This window comes from Vibrio sp. V31_P5A7T61, from assembly GCF_009904895.1.
In the GTDB taxonomy this organism is placed as follows: Bacteria; Pseudomonadota; Gammaproteobacteria; order Enterobacterales; family Vibrionaceae; genus Vibrio; species Vibrio metschnikovii.
Window position 1 is genome coordinate 26179 of record NZ_WXWI01000036.1, and the last position, 19423, is coordinate 45601.

The 19423-nt window shown below is 47.0% G+C and carries 17 protein-coding genes; 7 read left to right on the forward strand and 10 right to left on the reverse strand.

Annotated elements, in window-relative coordinates:
* Positions 1-206: 206 nt before the first annotated feature.
* From coaBC to CAG58_RS09355, 6 genes are all read left to right on the forward strand, one after another.
* Entirely contained in the window at positions 207-1406 is a 1200-nt protein-coding gene (gene coaBC / locus CAG58_RS09330) for a bifunctional phosphopantothenoylcysteine decarboxylase/phosphopantothenate--cysteine ligase CoaBC (protein WP_161425498.1), read from the forward strand.
* Between the two features lie 138 nt (positions 1407-1544).
* The gene (slmA, locus tag CAG58_RS09335) at positions 1545-2135 is read left to right on the forward strand and encodes a nucleoid occlusion factor SlmA (protein ID WP_004397480.1); all 591 of its coding nucleotides are present in this window, start codon (positions 1545-1547) and stop codon (positions 2133-2135) included.
* Between the two features lie 8 nt (positions 2136-2143).
* Positions 2144-3094, forward strand: coding sequence for a Kdo(2)-lipid IV(A) acyltransferase (locus CAG58_RS09340; protein ID WP_161425499.1), 951 nt, complete (start codon positions 2144-2146; stop codon positions 3092-3094).
* A gap of 141 nt (positions 3095-3235) precedes the next feature.
* On the forward strand, positions 3236-4906 hold the full coding sequence (locus tag CAG58_RS09345; RefSeq protein ID WP_161425514.1) for a LytS/YhcK type 5TM receptor domain-containing protein: 1671 nt from the start codon (positions 3236-3238) through the stop codon (positions 4904-4906).
* Positions 4891-5604: a LytR/AlgR family response regulator transcription factor gene (locus tag CAG58_RS09350; RefSeq protein WP_161425500.1), complete on the forward strand. Its 714-nt coding sequence runs from the start codon at positions 4891-4893 to the stop codon at positions 5602-5604. The genes CAG58_RS09345 and CAG58_RS09350 overlap by 16 nt, the downstream gene beginning before the upstream one ends.
* 134 nt (positions 5605-5738) lie before the next feature.
* On the forward strand, positions 5739-6968 hold the full coding sequence (locus tag CAG58_RS09355; RefSeq protein ID WP_161425501.1) for an OFA family MFS transporter: 1230 nt from the start codon (positions 5739-5741) through the stop codon (positions 6966-6968).
* A 155-nt stretch (positions 6969-7123) separates the two neighbouring features.
* Here the strand turns inward: CAG58_RS09355 and pyrE are convergent, their stop codons facing one another.
* Both pyrE and rph read right to left on the reverse strand, forming a co-directional pair.
* Positions 7124-7771: an orotate phosphoribosyltransferase gene (gene pyrE, locus CAG58_RS09360; RefSeq protein ID WP_161425502.1), complete on the reverse strand. Its 648-nt coding sequence runs from the start codon at positions 7769-7771 to the stop codon at positions 7124-7126.
* 151 nt (positions 7772-7922) lie between these two features.
* Positions 7923-8639 (reverse strand): ribonuclease PH, encoded by a 717-nt coding sequence (gene rph / locus CAG58_RS09365; protein WP_154169526.1) that lies wholly within the window; start codon positions 8637-8639, stop codon positions 7923-7925.
* Between the two features lie 218 nt (positions 8640-8857).
* Between rph and CAG58_RS09370 the strand changes: the two genes are divergently transcribed.
* Positions 8858-9724: a YicC/YloC family endoribonuclease gene (locus CAG58_RS09370; protein ID WP_161425503.1), complete on the forward strand. Its 867-nt coding sequence runs from the start codon at positions 8858-8860 to the stop codon at positions 9722-9724.
* 145 nt (positions 9725-9869) lie between these two features.
* On the opposite strand, the gene fhuF is transcribed toward CAG58_RS09370, so the two are convergent.
* The 8 genes from fhuF to CAG58_RS09410 form a co-directional block, all read right to left on the reverse strand.
* Complete coding sequence (gene fhuF, locus CAG58_RS09375) at positions 9870-10700, reverse strand: siderophore-iron reductase FhuF (RefSeq protein ID WP_161425504.1); 831 nt, start codon at positions 10698-10700, stop codon at positions 9870-9872.
* Positions 10691-11557, reverse strand: a complete 867-nt coding sequence (locus CAG58_RS09380; RefSeq protein ID WP_237665996.1) for an ABC transporter ATP-binding protein — start codon at positions 11555-11557, stop codon at positions 10691-10693. The genes fhuF and CAG58_RS09380 overlap by 10 nt, the downstream gene beginning before the upstream one ends.
* The gene (locus CAG58_RS09385; RefSeq protein ID WP_161425506.1) at positions 11554-12612 is read right to left on the reverse strand and encodes a FecCD family ABC transporter permease; all 1059 of its coding nucleotides are present in this window, start codon (positions 12610-12612) and stop codon (positions 11554-11556) included. Before CAG58_RS09385 ends, CAG58_RS09380 begins: the two co-directional genes overlap by 4 nt.
* Entirely contained in the window at positions 12609-13658 is a 1050-nt protein-coding gene (locus CAG58_RS09390) for a FecCD family ABC transporter permease (protein WP_161425507.1), read from the reverse strand. The genes CAG58_RS09385 and CAG58_RS09390 overlap by 4 nt, the downstream gene beginning before the upstream one ends.
* Positions 13655-14719 (reverse strand): iron-siderophore ABC transporter substrate-binding protein, encoded by a 1065-nt coding sequence (locus tag CAG58_RS09395; RefSeq protein WP_337247082.1) that lies wholly within the window; start codon positions 14717-14719, stop codon positions 13655-13657. Before CAG58_RS09395 ends, CAG58_RS09390 begins: the two co-directional genes overlap by 4 nt.
* Positions 14720-14820: 101 nt before the next feature.
* Positions 14821-16989 carry a TonB-dependent siderophore receptor gene (locus CAG58_RS09400; RefSeq protein ID WP_161425509.1) on the reverse strand — a complete coding sequence of 723 codons (2169 nt, stop codon included), beginning with the start codon at positions 16987-16989 and terminating at the stop codon, positions 14821-14823.
* Positions 16990-17275: 286 nt separating this feature from the next.
* Positions 17276-17536 (reverse strand): ion channel, encoded by a 261-nt coding sequence (locus tag CAG58_RS17155; RefSeq protein WP_202598252.1) that lies wholly within the window; start codon positions 17534-17536, stop codon positions 17276-17278.
* Positions 17537-17914: 378 nt separating this feature from the next.
* On the reverse strand, positions 17915-19360 hold the full coding sequence (locus CAG58_RS09410; RefSeq protein ID WP_202598253.1) for a TolC family protein: 1446 nt from the start codon (positions 19358-19360) through the stop codon (positions 17915-17917).
* Positions 19361-19423 lie beyond the last annotated feature (63 nt).

Sequence of the window (19423 nt, forward strand, 5' to 3'; positions counted from 1 at the left end):
CATAAAAAATCGCAATATATCTGTGAGTCCCCGTGAAATTTGACGATATTTAGGCCAACCAGTTGGTTTTTTGCTCTGCGTAAAGTGAGAAAATCCTCATAACTATTGATAAGCCATATAATGCAGAGAGAAAATGCAGCTAACACAGCAGCCACATATTTCGGGAGTTGTGCTAACATAACTCGCAGAATTTTCGAGGAATCCAGATGCAAACATTAGCAGGAAAACATATTCTGCTTGGCATTAGTGGCGGCATTGCGGCCTATAAATGTGCAGAATTAACGCGCCGATTGCGTGAACGAGGCGCGGAAGTTCGCGTGGTGATGACCCATGCGGCAAAAGAATTTATTACCCCTTTAACCATGCAAGCTGTCTCGGGGCATCCTGTTGCCGATAGCTTACTTGACCCTGCAGCCGAAGCCTCAATGGGGCATATCGAGTTAGCTAAATGGGCAGATTTGGTATTGTTAGCACCGGCAACGGCGGATCTTATCGCTCGCTTAGCCGCGGGAATGGGCAATGATTTATTAACCACCGTCGTACTCGCAACGGATGCTCCTGTGGTGATTTCACCCGCGATGAATCAGCAGATGTACCGTAATCAAGCAACACAAGATAATATCGCGACCCTTGTACGACGCGGCGTTTCGGTATGGGGGCCTGCCGCCGGAGAACAAGCCTGTGGCGATGTCGGGCCGGGACGTATGCTTGAACCACTTGAATTGGTTGAGCGCTGCGACGCTTTTTTTGCGCCTAAACCTTTGCTTGGGAAAAAACTGTTGCTTACAGCAGGACCGACTCGCGAAGCGTTAGATCCCGTTCGCTATATTACTAATCACAGTTCAGGCAAAATGGGCTTTGCCATTGCCGACGCTGCGGCTACTCTAGGCGCTGAAGTGACGTTAATCAGTGGGCCGGTCACCTTAACAACGCCCGCCAAAGTGAAACGGATTAATGTCCAGAGTGCACTAGAGATGCACACAGCGGTGATGGCCCATGCTCAACAGCATGATATCTTTATTGGATGCGCTGCGGTCGCGGATTATCGACCTGATGTCGTCGCTGAACAAAAAATCAAAAAAACCGAACAGAGCGATACGTTGTGTATCACCATGGTCAAGAACCCGGATATCGTTGCTTCGGTAGCGGCATTAATCGAACGCCGTCCTTTCACGGTAGGATTTGCCGCAGAAACACAGGATGTGGAAAAGTACGCTCTCGGAAAACTGACCAAGAAAAAGCTGGATATGATTTGCGCCAATGATGTTTCTATCTCTGGCCAAGGTTTTGATAGCAATGACAATGCACTCATGGTGTATTGGTCTAATGGTCAACACGCTTTGCCACTGAGCAGCAAACGTGAGTTAGCCCAAGCGTTAATGTTGTTCATTCATCGCCATCTATAGTCGATACACCTGAGTACTCGGTTTGCCAGCAAGTGCATCATCGCATAGCCATTCGTTAGCGAGGAATCCACTCAGTGAACTCGGCAAATCTTGCTGTTTATTGCGTCGCTATTAATGGTCATCAAAGGAAGTCGGGTTATGGCTGGTAACAAAAAAATCAATCGCCGTGAAGAAATACTCCAAGCACTGGCACAAATGCTGGAATCCCATGAAGGAGCTTCTCGCATCACAACGGCTAAACTCGCCAAACAAGTCGGTGTATCAGAAGCGGCTTTATATCGTCATTTTCCCAGTAAAGCGCGAATGTTTGAGGGCTTGATTGAATTTATTGAAGAATCACTCATGTCACGTATCAATCGTATTTTGGATGAAGAAAAAGATACGTTAAATCGCATTCGTCTCGTTGTGCAGCTGATTTTGGCTTTTTCTGAACGCAACCCCGGCCTGACGCGAATTTTATCGGGCCATGCGTTGATGTTTGAAAATGAACGGCTGCGGGAGCGAATTAATCAGTTGTATGAACGAATCGAAACGTCTTTGCGGCAGATTTTACGCGAGCGAAAACTGCGTGAAGGTAAATCGTTTCCGGTCGATGAGAGTATTTTAGCGGCGCAATTGCTCGGCCAAGTCGAAGGCAGTTTAAACCGTTTTGTTCGTTCTGATTTTAAATACCTGCCCACTGCTAATTTCGATGCGTATTGGGCATTACTGAGTGCACAGATTAAGTAGTAATCACCATGACAAATCCCAAAAAATACGGCAAACCAGAATTTTCAGTGGCATTACTGCACCCTAAATATTGGGGTGTATGGCTGGGCTTTGGTTTTCTCGCACTGATGGTTAATCTCCTTCCTTATTCATGGCTATTAAATATTGGTCGTGGCCTAGGTCGGTTTGCTATGCGCTTTGGCAAAAAACGGGTAAAGATTGCCGAGCGTAATCTTGAGCTGGCTTTTCCAGAGATGACCGCCACCGAGCGCCAGCAGTTTGTCGTTGAGAACTTTAAAAATACCGGCGCAGCACTGATTGAAACGGGTATCACTTGGTTTTGGCCAACGTGGCGTTTTAAAACCTTATTGGTCGAGAAAGATCTCTCCGCGCTGCGAACACATCACCAAAACAGCCGCGGTGTATTATTATGCTGCGTGCATGCGTTAAATTTAGAAATAACCGCACGAGGCTTCGCGGTATTAGGTTTACCCGGTTATGGCGCATATCGACCACATAACAATCCAGCCTATGATTTTATTCAATACCGAGGTAGAACACGTAATGGCAACCAGTTAATTGATCGTAAAGATCTTAAAGCCATGATCCGTGTTTTACGTCAAGGTGGTCGTCTCTTCTATCTACCCGATCATGATTATGGTCGTAAAAAGTCGGTATTTGTGCCGTTCTTTGCGGTGCAAGATGCCTGTACCACGACAGGTACCAGCATTTTAGCTTACACCAGCCACAGTGCGATTGTCATGGGGTCTGGTTTTCGTAACATGCAAGGTCGTTATGAACTGATGGCCGATCTGTCTGTTGAAGTAGACTATCCACAAAAGGATGAAACGGCCGCAGCCGCTTATACGAATAAGTACGTGGAGCAAGTGATCTTACGTGCTCCAGAACAATGGATGTGGTTACATAAACGCTTTAAAACTTTACCGGATCCTGAACTAAGGGACAGTCGCTACGCCTGAACGATTTACTAGCGCTATTCATTTTCCGGCACGACTTACTGCGACCAAAAGCGCTTTATCAGCGTATGATCTGAATCATAGGTATTAAAAAGGGAAGTCCGTTACACTGGCTTCCCTTTTTCATTTCTTGCTCTTGCCATGATGTATAACGACCAATTTGTGATGTTACTGGCGGTGTTTGAACGCGCAGCCTTACTGCTGATGGTGCTGTTTTGGTTAACACGCTTGCACCTGATTCAAACCATAGTACAAAAGACCGAACGCCGCCCTGCTGAAACCACCTTGCTGGCAGCGCTGTTTATCGGTTTTGCCCTATTTAGCACTTATACTGGAGTCAATGTGGGTGGCTCTTTGGTCAACGTACGGATCATTGCCATTGTCGCGGGTGGTATTTTGTTTGGCCCTTGGGTTGGGGTCAGTGCAGGAGTCGTTTCTGGGCTGCACCGCTACTTAATTGATATTGATGGCCCCACTTCGCAAGCCTGCTTGATTGCCAGTATCGTCGCGGGTTTGTTATCGGCGTTGATCCATTATCGAGCCGACAAAACCCACTATGCCCGCTACGGTATTTTGGTCGGTATGGTGTGCGAAGCGCTGACCATGGGACTCATTTTACTGCTTGCTGAGGATAATCAGCTAGCCTACAGCATTGTCAGCCACATCAGTTTTCCGATGATTACCGGCACCCTATGCATCGGCTTAATTATTCAGTTGGTACAACACCTTGATGATGAAAAAGAGCGCCTAGCTGCCCAGCAAGCCAAACAAGCGTTGCATATTGCCACGCAAACTTTGCCTTATTTTCGCCAAGGTGGCCGAGCGGCTTTAACGAAAGGCTGCCAAGTGATTTTGCAAAACACACAAGCCGATGCGGTAGCGATCACCGATACGCAAGATGTGCTGGCTTATGTGGGGATAGGTGAAGAAGAGTACTTTGATGCTCATCATCAAATCAGTGAACTGACCCAACAAGCGGTCAAACTCGGCCAACAAATCATTAGTAATAACTTAAATCTGCATAACTTTCGCTCCTTGTTGATCATCCCTTTGTGGGAGAATCAACAAGTCGCTGGCACCTTAAAGATTTTTTATCGCCAACCGAACCGTATTCGCCGTCCACTTAAAGAGATGGCGATTGGTTTATCACAGTTGATCTCCACGCAATTAGAAGTCTCGCGGGTGGAACAATTGAAAGAAATGGCCAGCCAAGCCGAATTTTCTGCTCTACAAAGCAAGATCAATCCCCATTTTCTGTTTAATGCGTTAAATGCGATATCCAGCTTGATTCGTCTGCGCCCCGATGAGGCGCGCAGCTTAATTGGTAATTTGGCCGACTTCTTACGCTATAATCTCCAGCGCACGCAAATTCTGATTCCGCTGGATGATGCGTTAAAACAAGTGCGCGACTATGTGGCGATTGAACAAGCTCGCTTTGGGCGTAAGCTGCAGGTGCATTTTGATGTTGAGCCGGTGGCGATTTCGATTGCACCACTGTTGATCCAACCTTTGGTGGAAAACGCCATTCAACATGGCTTTCAGCCCTCTGCTCATACTTGTCAAGTCACGATCAAAGTACGCAAAACCGCGCAAGGTGCGCAAATTACTATCACAGATACAGGGGTTGGCATTGCCCCAGAGTTGATTGATAAGCTCTATCAAGGTGACATAGACAGTCAGCACATTGGCTTGATGAACGTTCATCAGCGATTGCATTTATTGTACGGTCAAGGGCTGCACATTGAACGGTTAAACCCTGGAACACAAATTCGCTTTGATATTCTCACTAAGGGGAAAGCATGTTACGCGCAATAGTGGTTGAGGATGAATATTTGGCTCAAGAGGAGCTACGTTATTTAATTGAAAAACATAGTGATATCGATATTATCGCCAGTTTTGACGATGGTTTATCAGCCCTGAAATATCTACAAAACCATCCGGTAGGGGTGCTGTTTTTAGATATTAATATGCCCGCGATGGATGGCATGTTATTAGCTCGTAGTCTGCCAGCGGCCATTCGCCCCCCTTATATTATTTTCACCACCGCTTACAAAGAGCACGCCGCAGAAGCCTTTGAGCTCGACGCGTTTGATTATTTGTTAAAACCGCTCAATGAGCAGCGGGTGCAAAACGTACTCGATAAATTACAACAGGCACAGTCGATCAATCAGCCGCCGCCAAGCAGTGCGCCGCTGCATCTTATGCGTGAGAACCGGATTCGGATTACCGAGCCTGAACAGGTCATTTACGCCATGGCGAAAGAGAAAATTACTCTGGTGTACTGTGAAGATGGTGAGTTTTATGTGCCGTATCCGATCAGTGAGCTTTGTGACCAGTTGCCGGCGCAGCACTTTTTTCGCTGCCATCGCTCTTATTGTGTCAATCTCACTCGCGTGCAGGAGATCATCCCTTGGGTTAACAGTACTTACCTTCTGCACTTACAAGGGACGCAAACCGAGATCCCGGTCAGCCGGAGTAACTTAAAAGCCTTCCGCGAGCGAATGCAATTGTAATTCATGCCAAATAATTGCATTTGATGCGCGAGTAATGCAGCTCATTTTATCTTGTTTTAACCCTATTGCAGCTAGGGGATTTAGGCTCGTATCTTAACGGTAGTTCTTACCCATTTTGTTATGGAGTACCGTTTATGTTAGGCATGATATCCCCACGATTACGGACCTTAATTGGTACCATTATTGCGCAATTTGCCCTTGGCTCTGTGTATACCTGGAGCTTATTTAATGCCCCGCTGGCGGAAAAATTATCCGCTCCCGTCAACCAGATTGCCTTCTCTTTTGGGCTATTAACCTTGGCGCTTGCCTTGGCCTCTTCCGTGTCCGGATTACTGCAAAAGCGTTTTGGCGTACGCCGGGTGACGATTGCAGCAGGGATAGTCTTAAGTTTAGGTTTACTTTGGGCAGGGCAAGTGACCCAAGTGTGGTTGCTGTATGTCAGTGCGGGGTTAATCCTTGGCTTTGCCGATGGCACTGGTTACTTAATGACCTTATCCAACTGCGTGCGGTTTTTTCCGGAACGTAAAGGCCTCGCTTCGGCTTGTGCGATTGGCGCTTATGGCCTCGGCAGCTTAGGGTTTAAGTACATCAATTTATATTTCCTTGAACACAGTGGCGTGAGCATGACCTTCACCATGTGGGCTCTGATCGCGGGCAGTTTGGTGGTATTGGGTGGATTACTGATGTATGACGCGCCATTGCAAGCGCCAAGCTCATCAAGCAGCAGTAGCAGTAGCAGCCAAGATTACTCGCTACAGCAAAGTACCAAAACACCTCAGTTTTGGTTATTGGCAACAGTGTTTTTTACCATTTGTATGAGCGGATTATACGTGATTGGCGTTGCCAAAGATGTTGGCGAGCTGCAAGTACATCTCTCCACCGCGGCGGCCGCTTCTTCAGTGGCGATCCTCGCGATGGCGAACCTTGCCGGACGGTTAGTATTAGGCATTTTGTCTGATAAAATGGAGCGCCGCAAAGTGGTTGGAATGGCGTTACTGATCTGTACCTTAGGCGTGAGCACCTTACTGTTTGTCCCTCTCAACGAAATGCGCTTTTTTATGGCGATTTCTTGTGTTGCCTTTAGCTTTGGCGGCGCGATTACCGTATTTCCAACCTTGGTCAGCGATTATTTTGGGCTAAATTCTCTGACTCAAAACTATGGGGTGATTTACTTAGGCTTTGGGTTGGGGAGCTTTTTCGGTTCGATAGTCGCATCGTTATTTGGCGGCTTCCAAGCGGCGTTCAGTGTCATGCTCATACTGCTTGGCGTGTCATTGTGCATCGCCCTTTGGCTACGTGCGCCAAAAGAGAAAGCATCCGCCGCGCTGACTTGGCAGCCATCGCTTCATTCAAGCAGTCGTTAATCACGCCGCACTTAGACTGATTAGCGTTGCCGCCAACACCACGGCATCTTTCAATAAGCAAAGATCAACAGCAATAAGCAACGGCTCGGTTATCAACCCTGAGCCGTTGTTTTCTCTAACAGGCTTTATCTAACAGACTTCCTGTTACGGAGTCGTTAAGCGACAACACCATATTGAGCTCGGTAAGCCTCTACTGCGGCTAACTGCACCGGATCGCCGCCTTGCTCTTTTAGATAAGTCACCAGATCGCCCAAGCTAACGATAGAAATAATCTGGCAATCAAAATCGCGCTCAACTTCTTGAATCGCCGATAATTCGCCTTGGCCTTTTTCTTGGCGGTCAATCGCCACCAAGACACCGGCCAGCTGTGCGCCATTGGCTTGAATGATTTCCATTGACTCGCGAATCGCGGTGCCTGCGGTGATCACATCGTCCACCAGCATAATGCGCCCTTTTAATGCGCTACCCACTAAGTTACCGCCCTCACCGTGATCTTTGGCTTCTTTACGGTTAAAGCAATACGGCGTATCAATATCATGGTGATCCGCTAGAGCCACCGCGGTGGTGGTCGCAATTGGAATGCCTTTATAAGCGGGGCCAAATAGCACATCAAATGTAATCCCAGCATCCACCAAGGCGGCGGCATAAAAACGGCCTAAACGGGCCAGATCTCGACCGGTATTAAACAGCCCAGCGTTAAAAAAGTAAGGGCTTTTACGACCGGACTTCAAAGTAAACTCACCAAATTTCAATACTTCCTTTTCTAAGGCAAACTCAATAAATTCACGCTGGTAGGCTTTCATGAATACTCTCTCGATGTTGGTTTTGGGTTCAAAGTTCTGGGTCCTAGGTTCTAGGTTCTAGGTGCTAGGACCTGCTCTTCCTAGGACCTTCTTTTCCTAGTTCTAAAAACAGATAAAAAAATAGCCCCCTCAACGGGAGCTACTGACTCAATCATTCCGCTAACGCGGCTTTCTGGGCGGCGACAATATCAACAATGCCTTTTTGCGCCGAGGCAAGTAACGCCAGCAACTGATCATGGCTGAACGGTTCGCCTTCTGCGGTGCCTTGGATCTCGATCATCTTGCCTTCTTCGGTCATCACCACATTCATATCGGTATCGGCGGCAGAATCTTCCACATACTCTAAATCGCACAGGATGTTTTCACCTAAGATACCCACTGATACCGCGGCAACATGGCTTTTCATCGGATTCGCTTTCAGTTTGCCTTTAGCGACTAAATGCGCGAAAGCATCAGCCATGGCCACACTGGCGCCACTGATCGCTGCCGTGCGTGTCCCGCCATCCGCTTGAATCACATCACAATCAACAGTGATCATGATTTCGCCCATGGCTTTTAAATCAACTACTGCACGTAAACTGCGCGCAATTAGGCGCTGAATTTCCATCGTACGGCCACCTTGCTTACCATTGGCCGCTTCGCGACGGGTGCGCGAATGGGTGGCTCGTGGCAACATACCGTACTCAGCCGTCACCCAGCCTTTACCTTGACCTTTCAGCCAACGCGGTACGGTTTCTTCCACGGTTGCGTTACACAACACTTTGGTATTACCAAATTCAACGAGTACCGAACCTTCAGCGTAAGCCGTATAGTTACGAGTGATTTTAATTGGGCGAACTTGATCTGCAGCGCGGTCATTTGGACGCATGGATGAATGCCTTTTGTGAAGGGAACAACAAGATTGGGGCGAGATTATACTGGAAGTGGCGGTAAAATCCTAGGTGCTAGGCCCATCCCCTTCCTACTTGACGCCGCAGCAGTGCTGGTTACATTCGTTCGTGCTGATCTAACCTAGGATCTCGTCAGTCTTTGCCGTATTATTGAATTATTGCGCTAAAAGCAGATCGACTAACAAAGGATACCGTAATGATTTACAGCATGACCGCTTACGCACGTAAAGAAGTCAAAGGCGACTGGGGCACGGCAGTATGGGAAATTCGCTCCGTTAACCAACGTTATTTAGAAACCTACTTTCGCCTTCCTGAGCAGTTTCGTGGTTTAGAGCCGGTGCTGCGTGAGCGTTTTCGTCAACGTCTTGCCCGCGGTAAAGTCGAATGCCATTTGCGTTATGAAGCCAATCCAGCGGCCAAAAGTGAGCTGAATATTAATGAAGCACTGGCTAATCAAGTGATCAAAGCCGCTAATCAAATCATACATATGACCGGTGAGCTCAGCCGCATCAATCCGTTCCAAATTATGCAATGGCCTGGTGTGATGGAAACCCCTGAGCAAGATATGGACAGCATTAATAAAGCGTTATTGGCCGGTTTTGATGACGCGATTGTGGAATTTATTGATGCTCGTGGTCGTGAAGGCGACAACATGAAAGCGTTAATCGAACAACGTTTGACAGCGATTAGCGAAGAAGTGGTCAAGGTGCGCGCGCGGATGCCAGAAATTTTGCAATGGCAACGTGAACGCCTATTGAACAAGTTTGAAGAAGCAAAAATTGAACTTGATGCCACCCGTGTCGAGCAGGAACTGATACTACTGGCGCAAAAATCGGACGTGGCAGAAGAGCTGGACCGTTTAGATTCTCACATCAAAGAAGCGCGCAATGTCCTCAAAAAAGGCGGCGCTTGTGGCCGTAAGCTTGATTTCATGATGCAAGAGTTTAACCGCGAGTCCAACACACTGGCTTCAAAATCGATCTCGACCGATATCACGGCTTCAGGGGTAGAGCTGAAAGTGCTGATTGAACAAATGCGTGAGCAGATCCAAAACATCGAATAAGGGTTTTTGAGTCTCTTTGAGCTTACTTAATCTTACCAAGCCCCTGTAAATAGGGGCTTTTTTCATCGGCTTTCAAAACCTTTCAGGTGTTTTTAACCAAGTAGTGGGCAACGTTTAATCCCCCTCATTCTGATCAAACAGCGCACTAACCACAAGCTTTTTGGCCGGCATGCATGCGAGCCTTCTTATCTAGCGGACAATCTGCGCACATTTGGGTGCAAGGCAGTTTGTGGCGCAGACAACACACGATACGCGCGCTTTGCTGCTCCTTAAGTCTTAATTTACGCCAAAAGGGGTTGATTGTCGGCTGATCATTTACCCTTAATGATAACTCTGGACGAGAGAATATCTCGTTTATCCGTTGATCACGCCAGCTATCAGGGAGTGACAGCTCCCCCAGATACCAATGCACAATATAAGCTTGATGACTAAAATGAAGCTTTGCAGCCACAGGGCTAAGGCAAGTTAAACGCTCGACGATCGGGATGAGCAGTCGTTCGAGTAGCTGCTCCCAACTGGCAAGCTGACTGACGGAAGCAAGATAATTCGTCTCTGGACTAAGCAATAAATAAAAAGTTTCTACTCGACCACTTTCGTGCGCTTCAAAGTACCAATTATCCCAACTGGATGCCGCAGCAATGGCACGCTGAAGCTCACTACCGGGCGGACAACAAAACAGCCACAATAATAAAGGTGGCAGTTGCAGACCAAAAAACCACTGACTCCACATTGAATGTAATGCCCTTGCATCGACTTCTCGCGTTGCCTCTCCAACAACGCTCCCTTTTACTCGATAGCTAAAAGCAAACTGTTCCAGCCATGGTCTGTAATGTGTCGCACTGAGCACCGAGTTTAAACAATGGGCATTTGGAGGTAACTGCTGCAAATTATCGATGGCTTTGAAATGCTGAGCATAAAATGCCGCTTTTTGGCTGAGCAAATGGTTGAGCTGGTTAGCTAGGGTGATTATTCCCATGATGGTAGTCCCCCATTGGCTTCATTATGTTCATCACTTCGGTGATAACTTTTCGCCATTCGCACCCGAGGGATAATCATTGGGCACAGCGCTTCAGGGTCGGTAATGATGCTGGCATTAATGCCAAATACTTGTTCAAGCAAAGCTTCAGTGAGCAAGGTTTGAGGAGAACCATGTGCAATTAGCTTTCCATCACGCATTAATAGTAAATGTTCGCCGTAACGCAAAGCCTGATTAATATCGTGTAATACCAGCACCAAGGTTCGCCCCTGCGCCACCAGCGCTTGACAAAAGTCGAGTACCGCCAGTTGGGCACGAATATCGAGAAATGAGGTTGGCTCATCCAGTAACAGTACCTCCGTTTGCTGCGCCAGAACCATTGCCAACCAAACTCGCTGTTGCTGACCACCAGAAAGTTCAGCGACTGGCCTTTGTGCCAGATGGGTCAGCCCCGTTGCATTCAGCGCTTGGTTAACTGCTTTTTCATCTTGTTCTGACCATTGACGCCATAAGCTCTGATGAGGATAACGGCCGCGACTAACCAGCTCTTGTACATCAATACCTTCCGGCAGTTCAGGCTTTTGGATCAGCAGCGCTAACTCTCTGGCTCTCGCCTTGTTACTCAAGGTTACCAATGGGGTTTCACCAAGCATAACGTGACCATGAGTAGGCGGCAGCACGAGACTTAAGCATTTAAGCAAGGTGGATTTACCGCAACCGTTAGGCCCCAAAATTACACTTAACTTGCCCTTCGGGATCGTCAGATCCATGGCATTAATGATGGTTCTCTGCCCATACTTTAGAGCAAGATCATGCCCACTAAGCGCAATATCATCATCCGTGTATAAGCTCATCATCGCTCTCCTGTTCGGTTTTTTATCAATGGTGCTTGTGCCCATAATTCACGAGTCAAAAGCAGTGCTAGATAGAGACCACCAATCAGGGCGGTCAATACTCCAACGGGCAACCTTTGGTTACTGGGCAATAGTAAGGTCAAAGTATCAGCGCCAAGTAGCAAGAGGGCACCAATCAACGCTGAACGTAACAGGGCCAGTTGACGATGACCAAAACGAGCCAAATGTGGGGCGACCAAAGCAACAAAGGCGACAGGGCCTGCGCAAAGTACAGCCCCTAAAGCGAGCAAGGTGGCAAGCAGTAATGCCACTGTCTGCGTTTGGCGTACAGGGTTACCCAAAGCTTGCGCTAACTCTCGACCCAAAGACAAGATCGCCAAACGACGAGAGAGCAATAGAAGACTTGGAAGTACCAGTAATAACACGCTGCTGATTAACAACACGTCATACCAAGTACGGTGTGCCAAACTACCCGAAAGATACCCCAACATTTGCTGAGCCTGCTCTCTTTGTACTAGTGTCAGCGCAAACTGCACCAAGGCTATAGCAAAAGCATTAATAGCAATCCCCATCAATATCAAATTGCGTGAAAACTGCCATTGACGTCCAAGTCCAGCAAAAAATAAGAACAGCACAACAACGACACCTAAAAGAGCGCCGAATAATAGCGGTAATGCGGGTAGCCATAATAGCCACAGAACGGCACCAGCACTGGCCCCAGCGTTAATACCGAGAATGTCTGGGCTGCCTAAAGGGTTACGAGTCAGACTCTGAAACACCGCACCAGAAAGCCCCAAAGCCATTCCGGCGCCGACAGCACATAGCGCTCTTGGTAATCGTGATTGCCAAAGTAACCAATGCTCATAATCTGACGCCCTACCGAATAAAGCCTTAACAAGGCTCATGGGTGCCAGCCCTTGGTGTCCTAACAGTAAACTCAGCAAAAGTGCAGTAATCAGTAGAATAATGGCGAATAAAGTCCCCTTAATCGTACGGGATGTTGGCGCTCGTAAGGTGATCAATCTCCATTGCCAAATGGGGAAACGAGTGGGATTCATAAGGTCTCCTTCACATGTTGCCCTCGAGCGATAACATAGAGAAAAGGAGCGCCTAGTATGGCCACCATGATCCCAGTCAGCAGCTCAGTGGGAGGCATCAAGACCCGAGCCAAGAGATCGGCAAGCAACACCATAATCCCTCCGATTAACGCCGAAGCCGGTAATAATAGTCTCAAGTTCAGTGTTAAATAACGTCTAGCGAGATGGGCACTGGCCAAACCGACAAAAGCCAATGGCCCGACAATCGCGGTCGTAGCGGCGCACAATAAAGTGGCAGACAACCAAGCCAGCAAGTTTTGCCAACGTTGAGATGAACCTAACGCTTTAGCGGTATGATTATCCAATAGCATGAGATTCAGCGCCGGAGCCAATAGCCACAACAAGACACTGGCGGACACCACGTAAGGCCAGAACAGATGAACATCTTGCCAAGTCAGTCCAGACAAAGAGCCGGCCATCCAATATCGAAAGCCCTCAAATAGCTGCGGATTCAGTAATACTCGAGCTTGGACATAAGCCCCAAGAACCGCGCTAATGGCAGCACCAGCTAAAATCAGCCGAATTGGAGAAGACTGAGCCAAAGATTGTTGAGCACGAGATAATAAATAAATGAGGCTACTCGCCAGTAGTGCTCCGGGTAAAGCTTGCCATAACAGACTTAAGCCAGCGGTCGCTGGTAAAAGACTCAACGTGACTAGAGAGGCACTCGCACCAGCATTAACCCCGAGTAGACCGGGATCGGCTAGAGGATTACGACACAGAACCTGAATAACACAACCCGCCATCGCTAAAGCCATACCGGCCAACATACCGCATAGTAGTCTAGGTAATCTTGCTTGTAGCACCAAAGAGAGATGGTCAGCAGCCGTCGGTTGCCAAAGTTTGTCTAACATCGACAATGGCAGTATTCGAGCCCCGAAAAGTAAGTTCGCTAAAATGAGCACTATCAACGTCGATAACAAGCCAACAAACATCATTATGTTACGCTTAAATCGGTGATGAGTTCTTGTGCTTGTATTGGCCCAGCCGATCTCTGGTTCCATCATCCTGACCTCCCCTTTCTATCCCACCTCAGGTCTTGTGCCGTGGTGGTGGTTTGTGAGGGCAGTGCTTTTTGTAGAGACAGTACTTTTTGTGAAGATAGTGCCTGTTGCAACTTAGGCACCAGCTTAGGAATCGTCCATTCCAGACTGAGTAATGAGCCGTATGAGCTCGCCATGATCAAAGTAGGATCAGTGATCGCCAAATATTGACCACGCTGCATCGCAGGTAAACGGTGGATAATCGGCATAGCCTCCACGTCTTCTCTCGCTTTTTCTGAGCTGTACCAACTGAGCAACAGCTCAGCATCATCGAGCATATCTGCACTCTCTAGACCAATATGAGCGGTAAAATGACCACGACTGGCATTGAGATTGGCAATATTTGGCGGTAAAACAAAGCCTAACTCTAAAAATAAATCGACTCTGGGATCGCCAGAGACATAAACCGAAAGATTCCCTACTCGACTCGCGGCATTGATATAGGCGAGACTGACCCCTTTAAATTCAGGATGGAGAGAAGCCACTTGTTCGAGATAAGCCTGCTTTTTTCTCAGCAATTCCTTGCCCTTTGCCTCTTTACCGAGAGCCTTAGCGATAAGTTCCACCTGCTGTTGTACCGGTGTTAACCACGGTTCACCTGGATAGCCGATAACTGGAGCTAACGCGCTCAGTTGCAAAAAACTTTCACGAGTAATCCCTGATTGTGGAGCTAAGATGAGATCGGGTTTAAGCGCAAGTAACCGCTCCACATCCAATTCTGGATAGCTACTAATCATGCTCGGTAACGGCAGGTTTTGTGCCTCAATCGCTTCACGAAACCAAGGGAGATAACCTTGCTCATCTCCACCCCAATAGTGTGGTTCAATCGCGATAGGCACAACACCAAGCGATAAAACCCAGTCTTCAGCCCCAGCGCCAAGCGTTACTACACGTTTGGGGGGAGCCTTAATACAACTTGTCCCGTGCGCGGTAGTAATACAAACTGGAAATCCGTCTTGCTGAGTGGTCTCAAATTCTGGTTGCTGAAAATCATAACAGCCGATTAAACCAATGATTAGAAACACGACCCACGGAAATCGCTGCCTTGCTTCATAGAACATAAATGTTGTTCGCTCCGCACTGCGGAGCGCTCCTAATAATGGATAGTTTCCCCATGTCACTGCGTTCAAAAACGATAATCTAAAGTGACACTAAAGTTACGTGGCGCGCCATACTGAAACTGGTTATAAAAACCGAGTTGGCTGTAATAACTTTTGTCTAACGCATTATCCAAATTGGCCTGTAAAGTCAGCTGCTTGTTCAGACTGTATTTCGCCATCAACCGCACTAAAGCGTAACTGTCCTGTTCTACCTCAACTTTAGTTTTATCCGGCTTGGAAACTTGACTATAAATTCGGCTCTGCCAATTAACTCCCGCCCCCAGTTGGAGACCGTTAATCCAATCGTTGAGCGCATAGGTAGTAAAGAGTTTAAGTTGCTGCTTAGGGTTATTGGTATTGACCTTGTTACCTTCAGGATCTTTCGTTTCAAACTGGGTATAACCTAGATAAATATCCCAGTTGGCGTTAATGGAACCATTAACTTCAAACTCAAAACCACGAGTCTTAGTACCATCCACACCTCGATAAATAGCAATAGTACTGTTAGGCAGAGTTTCACCAGTGGACTCACCGACATTATCCTGACGAATCTCAAATGCCGAGAGTGATAAGTCCAGCGACTCATTAAATAAACTTGCTTTTACTCCCGCCTCGTAGTTAATACCTTTGACCGGGTCAAGATAGCGACCATCACTTTTCACCTTACTTTGCGGAGTAAAGACATCCGTGTAGTTAGCATAAAGGGAGTATTCGTCGGTCAACGCATAGGTCAGACCCAAGTAACCGGTAAATTCACCATTCACTTTGTAGTTATGTTTAGCGCCAAAGTTATCCTGATCCGTCTCCCAGTTATCTAAACGGCCACCGAGCACCATCGACAAATCATCGGTTAACTCAAGTTGAGAAGCGATGTAAATGGCCTGCTGCTTAGTTGTTCCCCAAGAACCATAAAGCACATTATCGCTCCATTGAGGCCGTGGATAATCATAGTTCGGTTGCTGAAAGTCGCCCAAAGGTGGTTGAGAGCCTATTGCCCCGTAATAGGGATTAGCAAAGTCCTGTTTCTGTTGATTAGCACCAGCGACGAGCTGGTGGCTGCGCCCGAAAGCTTCAAAGCGTCCATTCAGTTTTAAATCAAAAGTATGTTGAGTACGATTACCATCGATAAAAGCCAGAGAGCCAGGGACCATCCCCTCATTGCTAATCGGGTCAGGGTTCCCTGTTGGCCAGAGCACATCAAACTCTAAGCGGTTATCGCCATAGATATAACTCCCTTTAAGACTCCAATCTGGATTGAAATGATGCTCTAGCGTTACAAAGCTATTCAGGGCTTCTGTTTTGGCTGACGCCCAACTTGGAGCGGTGGAGACATGCCGATCGTAATCCGTACGATTGCCGTCGCTATCAAACAACGGTAAACCACCAGACATCGTTCCTTTAGGCTTAGTATGCTGAAAATCACTCCCTAAAGTGAGCAGCGTATTATCACTCAAATCAGCTTCAAAAATGCCATAAAGCGTTTGTTTTTGTTGTTCATATCGATCCTGCCAGTTCTCTCTATCTTGATAAACGACTATCATCCGGCCACGCAGAGTCGCATCCTGATTAAGGCCTCCGGAAAGGTCGACCACCCCACGTCGCATATCCCAAGATCCGCTGCTCAAACTGACTCGCCCTTGAAAATCTGCCGTAGGGCGCTTTCGTACCAAATTGATAGCAGCCGAAGGGCTGCCAGCACCTAACATTAATCCCGTAGCGCCACGAACCACTTCGATACGCTCATAAAGAGCAGTATCCATTAGATTATCGCCATAGTTAAAGCGAGTATCGTAGGTCGTTACTACACCGTCATAGAGGATACTGTTGACCGGGATCCCACGGGCACTGACCGAATATCTATCATTATCAGAGGGACGAGCGTTGATCCCAACAACACTGGTCATCACATCAATAACCGAGTTGAGTTGCTGATCTTCGATGGCTTTTTCAGTAACCGTAGTGACCGATTGTGGCGTTTCAAGAAACGAGAGCTGCATTCCAGTAGCGGTATTCATGTCGCTGACTTTATAACTCACCTGGTTACCTTTCTCTCCAACGACGGTCAGCACTTCGGTCTCTTTCTCCAGCGCTTCACTATTCGCGCTAGCCAGTACTGGATTACCCAGTAACATGGCACAAAATAGAGCGATAGGGGTCGGTCTAACAAGATTAATCGGGGGGGTACTTATGTCCATTTTTTGGTTAATTCCTCGAGGGTTTACAAGGCTGAAGTGGCATAACGTCACGCAGGGAAAAACAATAATATCTTCTCCACAAGTGATTCTTTCTCATAGCAGCAACAACAAATTAACACAAACAATAATGCGAATACAAACAATTATCAATCAAACATATGAGAGGTATAACTGGTCTGATTAGAAGATGGACGATAAAGAAGGGGGAAGTGTCACCGAGTAATGATGATATTTTGATGGTAATACTCAGCGATAAAGCACCTTAAATGATAGTAATTACCTGTTTTTATAAACTATTTTCCCACACAGTTTGGATTACAAAGAAGAGAAAAGCCGTTGAGCATCCGAACTTAAGTACTCCAGCGATAGCAATTATTGGCCCAATCTGTCGCCAAGGCTTCGTGAGTACAACATCACCATAACCTAGAGTACTGATTGAGGTACCAACAAAGTATAATCCCTCTGTGACCGAAGACACTAATCCAGCCCAACGCAAAAATATCCCCCACCCGATAACCTCAAGTAAATGGGCAAAAAATAGGATCATAAAACAGCACAGGATAATTATCTTTCCTGCGTAGCTCGGGCTAAAGTGCTCAATAAACCAAGGATGAGCTCGTAGAAAATCTCCAGCGACATCAAATATTAACCATGCATGCACATAGAAGAGACTAAAGACCAGCAAAACGGCTAATAAATATATTTTAGCGATAGAAAAGGCTTAAAACTTTTAATATTGCTCATGTTATTTCTTTACCTATTGTCAAAAATTAATGCGTAAAGCCCTGAATGCTAGAAAGCGATATATTTCAGTAGTAGTTATATTGCCATCTCAATTATCTAAGCGGATGAATAATCTGACTTAAGAAAAAACAGAGATAATCCAATAACAATGGCTATCGTCTTAGAGGCTGCATTTTTAACTTCAGAGCAAGCTCTCGCGCGAAGTCAGTTTACCCATAATAAAAGCTAAGTTAACTGAGCTAATAAGTGTCGCCACATGAGCATCCCCTTGCGCTTGTCGGGCATCAAGTAATGCCGTATCTGCGACTGTGATTGCATCAATCGTACCGATATCATTACGATAAGCGGCAATGGCGGCTTCGTAAGTAATTGACGCAGCTGCAACCAGCTCGGTTGCTGCATGATAGGCTTCATGTGCCGTGCGTAAAGCGTTATGTGCAGCAATAATTTCTGCTACGGCAGCATTTTGTACCCGCTGAAACTCATCCTCAGCAGCCTCAGATCGAGACTTAGCCTCTGTAACCCGCGCACTTCTTAAACCGCCATCATAAATAGGTACGGTTATTCCCAAGAGAACACTGTTCCCAGATCCCTGCTGACTGATTGAGGGAAGACCAGAAATATCGAAATTTCCAGATCCCCAGCTAGCACTTGCACCCAAATAAACCTTGGGTAAGTAACCCGCCTGAGCCGCATCAACACCAGCTTTACTCGCCTGTAAAGCGGCGTAACTTGCTGCAACATCAGGACGTTGTGATAAGGCTTGCTGTATTAGCCTATCCATAGGAGTATTAATGGGTTTAGGAAGGGGGTTTTGCGTTATATTAGCAGCATCAACGTTCAATTCGCTATTAACACCGACAATGGAAAGCAGATGATAATAAGCCGTACGCTCATCACCAATAGCCTGAATACGACGAAATTTAGCCTGAGCGACGGCCTGCCGTGCTTGAGCGACATCCATGGTCGTAGCGAGCCCTTGATCCGCTCTTGCTGCAACCGCCGCTTGAATATCTTGAGCGTTGTGTAAGGCCTCCTCAGCAAAACTTCGCCGTTGAATGGCTGCACCATAACCGTAATAAGCTTGAGAGACATCGAAAATCAATTTTTGATGTGTGCCATTGAATAAAATATTTGCTGCTACCGCAACCTGCTGACCTTCCATTGTAAGCGCTTTTCGCTGTCCAAAATCAAACAGAAGCCATTGAAGTGACAGTATTTGTGCGCTGCCTTGTTCTGTATTATCGATATGACGCTGGCCGAAAATTTCCGGTAATGGAACGGTGACTGTCTGAGATCCTCCCACAACACTTGCTGCAATGAAAGGTAAGTAAGTACTTTCGACCATGCCAACCGCAATTGCCGCTTGTCTCGCGCGTTGCCAAGCCGCTCGTGTTTCTGGATTCGTTCGTTGTGCCAAATCAATCAATTCAGGGAGCCCATAGCGTTGTTCAGAATCAATAAACTCATTTTGCCTAAATTGCGCACGAGCAGGGTTTTCGGGAATACTGAAGTCTGGAATAACATGAGTTGGAGTGGGCTGACTATCATCGGAACCAGCCAGACTCCATAATGCGGTTTTATCCTCATCACGTGGTACCCATGGCTGATCCGGAGCTGGAGACACCCTGTGATCCACATTAGATACGCAGCCAGAGACTATCAAAACCATCATTAATACGATGAATGA

Bases quoted from the DNA above. Each gene is read 5' to 3' on its own strand.
- coaBC (WP_161425498.1), top strand. From the start codon at position 207: ATGCAAACATTAGCAGGAAAACATATTCTGCTTGGCATTAGTGGCGGC.
- slmA (WP_004397480.1), top strand. From the start codon at position 1,545: ATGGCTGGTAACAAAAAAATCAATCGCCGTGAAGAAATACTCCAAGCA.
- CAG58_RS09340 (WP_161425499.1), top strand. From the start codon at position 2,144: ATGACAAATCCCAAAAAATACGGCAAACCAGAATTTTCAGTGGCATTA.
- CAG58_RS09345 (WP_161425514.1), top strand. From the start codon at position 3,236: ATGTATAACGACCAATTTGTGATGTTACTGGCGGTGTTTGAACGCGCA.
- CAG58_RS09350 (WP_161425500.1), top strand. From the start codon at position 4,891: ATGTTACGCGCAATAGTGGTTGAGGATGAATATTTGGCTCAAGAGGAG.
- CAG58_RS09355 (WP_161425501.1), top strand. From the start codon at position 5,739: ATGTTAGGCATGATATCCCCACGATTACGGACCTTAATTGGTACCATT.
- pyrE (WP_161425502.1), bottom strand. From the start codon at position 7,771: ATGAAAGCCTACCAGCGTGAATTTATTGAGTTTGCCTTAGAAAAGGAA.
- rph (WP_154169526.1), bottom strand. From the start codon at position 8,639: ATGCGTCCAAATGACCGCGCTGCAGATCAAGTTCGCCCAATTAAAATC.
- CAG58_RS09370 (WP_161425503.1), top strand. From the start codon at position 8,858: ATGATTTACAGCATGACCGCTTACGCACGTAAAGAAGTCAAAGGCGAC.
- fhuF (WP_161425504.1), bottom strand. From the start codon at position 10,700: ATGGGAATAATCACCCTAGCTAACCAGCTCAACCATTTGCTCAGCCAA.
- CAG58_RS09380 (WP_237665996.1), bottom strand. From the start codon at position 11,557: ATGATGAGCTTATACACGGATGATGATATTGCGCTTAGTGGGCATGAT.
- CAG58_RS09385 (WP_161425506.1), bottom strand. From the start codon at position 12,612: ATGAATCCCACTCGTTTCCCCATTTGGCAATGGAGATTGATCACCTTA.
- CAG58_RS09390 (WP_161425507.1), bottom strand. From the start codon at position 13,658: ATGATGGAACCAGAGATCGGCTGGGCCAATACAAGCACAAGAACTCAT.
- CAG58_RS09400 (WP_161425509.1), bottom strand. From the start codon at position 16,989: ATGGACATAAGTACCCCCCCGATTAATCTTGTTAGACCGACCCCTATC.
- CAG58_RS17155 (WP_202598252.1), bottom strand. From the start codon at position 17,536: ATGATCCTATTTTTTGCCCATTTACTTGAGGTTATCGGGTGGGGGATA.